The 3,924-nt window shown below is 31.0% G+C and carries 6 protein-coding genes; 2 read left to right on the plus strand and 4 right to left on the minus strand.

Annotated elements, in window-relative coordinates:
- Positions 1-92 precede the first annotated feature (92 nt).
- Together gcvH and CD116_RS05890 are read right to left on the minus strand one after the other, a co-directional pair.
- A complete protein-coding gene (gcvH, locus tag CD116_RS05885; RefSeq protein ID WP_047427217.1) occupies positions 93-473 on the minus strand; it encodes a glycine cleavage system protein GcvH in 381 nt (126 codons plus the stop codon).
- Positions 474-630: 157 nt separating this feature from the next.
- Complete coding sequence (locus CD116_RS05890; RefSeq protein ID WP_047427214.1) at positions 631-987, minus strand: arsenate reductase family protein; 357 nt, start codon at positions 985-987, stop codon at positions 631-633.
- Positions 988-1,129: 142 nt separating this feature from the next.
- Between CD116_RS05890 and CD116_RS05895 the strand changes: the two genes are divergently transcribed.
- Complete coding sequence (locus CD116_RS05895; protein ID WP_047427211.1) at positions 1,130-1,450, plus strand: thioredoxin family protein; 321 nt, start codon at positions 1,130-1,132, stop codon at positions 1,448-1,450.
- A 136-nt stretch (positions 1,451-1,586) separates the two neighbouring features.
- Here CD116_RS05895 and CD116_RS05900 read toward each other — a convergent pair whose 3' ends face one another.
- Together CD116_RS05900 and aroD are read right to left on the minus strand one after the other, a co-directional pair.
- The gene (locus CD116_RS05900; RefSeq protein ID WP_047427207.1) at positions 1,587-2,126 is read right to left on the minus strand and encodes a nitroreductase family protein; all 540 of its coding nucleotides are present in this window, start codon (positions 2,124-2,126) and stop codon (positions 1,587-1,589) included.
- Positions 2,127-2,207: 81 nt separating this feature from the next.
- Positions 2,208-2,927: a type I 3-dehydroquinate dehydratase gene (gene aroD / locus CD116_RS05905; RefSeq protein ID WP_047551813.1), complete on the minus strand. Its 720-nt coding sequence runs from the start codon at positions 2,925-2,927 to the stop codon at positions 2,208-2,210.
- A gap of 148 nt (positions 2,928-3,075) precedes the next feature.
- Between aroD and CD116_RS05910 the strand changes: the two genes are divergently transcribed.
- Positions 3,076-3,498: an organic hydroperoxide resistance protein gene (locus CD116_RS05910; RefSeq protein WP_047551810.1), complete on the plus strand. Its 423-nt coding sequence runs from the start codon at positions 3,076-3,078 to the stop codon at positions 3,496-3,498.
- Positions 3,499-3,924 lie beyond the last annotated feature (426 nt).

Below are 3,924 nucleotides of genomic sequence, written 5' to 3' on the forward strand. Positions count from 1 at the left end.
GGTAGAACCTTTTCTGAACCATACGCATAGCGTATGGTTTTCTTTTCATAAAAATAAACTCCTTAATCTTTGATTAAGGAGTTATACAATGATTATTCACCAATCATTTCTGCATATTTTTCAGCAGTTAATAATGCTTCAATCTGACTTTCATCACTAATTTCTACTTTTACCATCCATGCTTTTTCGTATGGAGATTCATTTACAAATTCGGGACTATCTTCTAGTTCTTCGTTGACTTCAACTACTTTACCAGAGATTGGCGCATATAATTCTGATACAGTTTTAACTGATTCTACGCTACCAAACGTATCCCCTTCATTAATTTCATCATCAGTTTCAGGTAATTCAACAAATACAATATCACCTAACTCGCCTTGCGCATATTCTGTGATTCCGATTGTTGCGACGCTTCCTTCAACTTTAACCCATTCATGCTCTTTTGAATATTTCAATTCATTTGGTACTGCCAAGAGAATCCCCTCCTAATTGTTCTTTACAACATTAATGATGCCATAAGGCTAGATGCTATTCAACTATATTTTTAAAAATTAACAATTGCATAGCTTCCTTCATTTTACATGTAATGATTCTAAATATCGAGATTTTTAGTAAACGATTACATTAATATTACGCTAGCCAAGTCTCTTTATATTGATTTTCTTTAAATCCTAACGTAATTTTATCACCTAAAATAGCTAATGGACGTTTTACTAACATACCATCTGATGATAACAATTCTAATTTTTCATCATCAGATAACGTTTGTAATTTATTTTTTAAGTCTAGTTCACGATATTTTGCACCATGTGTATTAAATAGTTTATTAATCTCAACACCTGTTTCAGCAATAATTGTTTTAAATTCATTTATTGTAGGTGTATGTTGAACAATATCAATTGGTTCATAACTTACGCCGTATTCATCTAAAAACTTTGCTGCCTTTTTACAAGTTGTACAATTTTTATATTGATAAAATTTAATCATGCGTCTGTTACCTCCTTTATATGTTTAACATAAATATATCATTTTCCATGGCAAAAGGCTTATAATTTGAGGCTAAAATTTTTTAATAAACTAGAAGTTTAGCTATAATAAAATTATTAAACTATCAAGAGGAGTTGTAACTATGCAAGCAATTAAAAGTAACGAAGAATTCAAATCTGTAATTAACAATGATAACCCGGTAATCATTAAATTTGAAGCAGGCTGGTGTCCTGACTGTCGTGCAATGGATATGTGGATTGATCCAATTGTTGAACAATACAATGATTACGAATGGTATACCGTTAATCGCGATGAATTAGAAGATGTAGTGATTGAAAACGAAGTCATGGGTATTCCTAGTTTATTAGTATTCAAAAACGGTGCCAAAATTGCACATCTACATTCAGCTAATGCTAAATCTCCTGAACAAGTGGAATCATTTTTAGCTGAAACATTTAAATAGTATTATTATTAAATACTGACAATATTTACAACATAATAAAAAGCTGAGACAGTTTGTAATGAAGCCCTAAATAGTATGAATTCTAACTTTTAGGAGCACATCACCATGTCTCAGCTTTTTTCAATATCTCATCTTATTAATATAATGTAATTAAATTTCTGTTTTTTCGAGGCGCTTTAGGCATATGATCTTCTAAGTCTGTTAAATACAAAAATCCAGCTAAAACCTCATCTTTTTTAATTCCTAATGTTTTTCTTACTTTCGGATCATAAATATATAATGGTGATTTCCAACATGTACCAATTCCCGCTTCATAAAGTAATAACATTAAATTTTGTGTATAAGCACCAAACGCAAAATAGTTTTCATCATTTTGGCGTTGTCTTGGATCTGTTTTTAAAATAAGTAGTAACATGCCGCCAAGGTTCGTTACTGCATCGTAATGAGATTGTTGCTTATCTAATTCATTCGGAAATGCGAATTTAGATATATCTTTACTCATTTCCCCTAATCGCTCTTTTGGAACATGCACAACTCTCCAAGGTTCCCTCATTCCGTGATTTGGAGCATCAGCAGCCTTTTCGATTGATTGGTATAGCAATGCATCATCTATGTGCATATCTCTTTTAAACTTTTTCACACTTCTTCTATTAGCTATTGCTTGTTGTAATTCCATTATAAAATCGCTCCTCCACGAACAATGATAATACTTCTCAATTATAAAACAGCCTATCTTTAAAATCAAACGCCTTACATTTTATAGATATAATGATACCTGTTCTTTTAAGTCAACCACATCAACTTGACCTGGTGCCTGAGGCTCTCCTATGCATCCGTATGTCAATGCGCCACCAAAGATTCCCTGTGCTGTCCTACTTATTAACCCAATTTTAGACATAGATATACCTACTACTTTACAATTCATCGTATCCGAAAAAGTAACCATAGCCTGTAATAAATTTAAGACGTCGTTTTTATTTCGTGGCATAACTGCTAACTTTACATACTCTGGATTGAACTTTTGCATTTTAAAATAAATGAATTGTAGTTCATCTAAAGACGGTGTCTCATCAAAATTATGATGTGAAATTATCACTTCTTTATCCTGTACTTGTAACTTTTTAATGACTTGTTGGAAACGTTCAAGCTCAATATTTTTTTCCCATTCAACATCAACCATATCTATCTCTTTGACATTTGCCAGTGATGATAATAAATTCAAATATGACCCGCTTGTAATTTCACCACTTCCCCCTTGTCCTGCCGTACGATATGTAACTAAAACTTTATTTATTTTTGATAATGTTTTTAGTTTTATAACTAATTTTGACACGTTATCAGCTGAAATATTTTCAAGTTGGTCAATCCGAAGTTCAATAATGTCAATTGCATCACTGCGCTTATTTATTTGCTCTTGTAAAGTCTCATCGATTTGAATTTGCGGTGCGATAGTAGCAACCACTTCTACAGTCTTCATGGTAAACCCCTCTTTTCAGTCACTCATTATATTTTATTGTAAACAACTACTTTTCATCATTCAATGATACATTACTAAAATCAATGATGATTACCTAATAATAATATGGGTATAGCATAAACGTAATTTATTTTAGGAGGTCATAGCAATGGCAATTCATTATGAAACAAAAGCTACAAATACCGGTGGTCGTAAAGGTCATGTTCATACCGATGACCATGCATTAGATATTGATATCATTCCGCCAGCACAAGCAGATGGAAAAGCAACAAATCCTGAACAATTATTTGCTGCAGGATATGCATCTTGTTTCAATGGTGCGTTTGACCTAATTTTAAAACAACACAAAATTCGTGATGCAAAACCAGAAGTAACAATAACAGTAAGATTAGAAGATGATGCTAATTTAGAAAGTCCTAAATTAAGCGTTGCAATAGAAGCCACAGTTAAAAATGTATTGTCTCAAGATGAAGCTACAAAATACTTACAAATGGCACATGAGTTTTGTCCATATTCCAAAGCTATTCACGGAAATGTTAATGTAGATTTAAATGTAAGTATAGTTGATTAATAAATTTAGATTAGATAGATTTGAATGTAATATTTCACATAATCTTCACATTTACCAACCAAGTTTTTTGGAAGTTTTTGGTTGGTATTTTCGTTAAAATTCATTTAGTAAATAGATATTTATTCTAATAGAAAATAAAGCATTTTCGATTATCCATAATTGGTACCGGTTCCAATAACAGCATGACTTCTACTCGTTTTATATTAATTTGAAAGTGGAAATTCTACTCTTCTGCATATTCATTATAAGCATAGACTTAAGCAGAATTTTATTTAAATTAATTCTCAATTTACACGAATGAGCATTTAAATCAATGATTGCAAAATTTTAATAAACATTTTAATATGTAATTAAGAAATTTTTTAGCACAAAATCTTTCTTAATAATGATTAAGGAGGTCAGTAATGAAAATTAAAACATTAACAA

This window comes from Staphylococcus schweitzeri (assembly GCF_002902405.1).
Taxonomy (GTDB): Bacteria; Bacillota; Bacilli; order Staphylococcales; family Staphylococcaceae; genus Staphylococcus; species Staphylococcus schweitzeri.

Bases quoted from the DNA above. Each gene is read 5' to 3' on its own strand.
- CD116_RS05890 (WP_047427214.1), bottom strand. From the start codon at position 987: ATGATTAAATTTTATCAATATAAAAATTGTACAACTTGTAAAAAGGCA.
- CD116_RS05895 (WP_047427211.1), top strand. From the start codon at position 1,130: ATGCAAGCAATTAAAAGTAACGAAGAATTCAAATCTGTAATTAACAAT.
- CD116_RS05900 (WP_047427207.1), bottom strand. From the start codon at position 2,126: ATGGAATTACAACAAGCAATAGCTAATAGAAGAAGTGTGAAAAAGTTT.
- aroD (WP_047551813.1), bottom strand. From the start codon at position 2,927: ATGAAGACTGTAGAAGTGGTTGCTACTATCGCACCGCAAATTCAAATC.
- CD116_RS05910 (WP_047551810.1), top strand. From the start codon at position 3,076: ATGGCAATTCATTATGAAACAAAAGCTACAAATACCGGTGGTCGTAAA.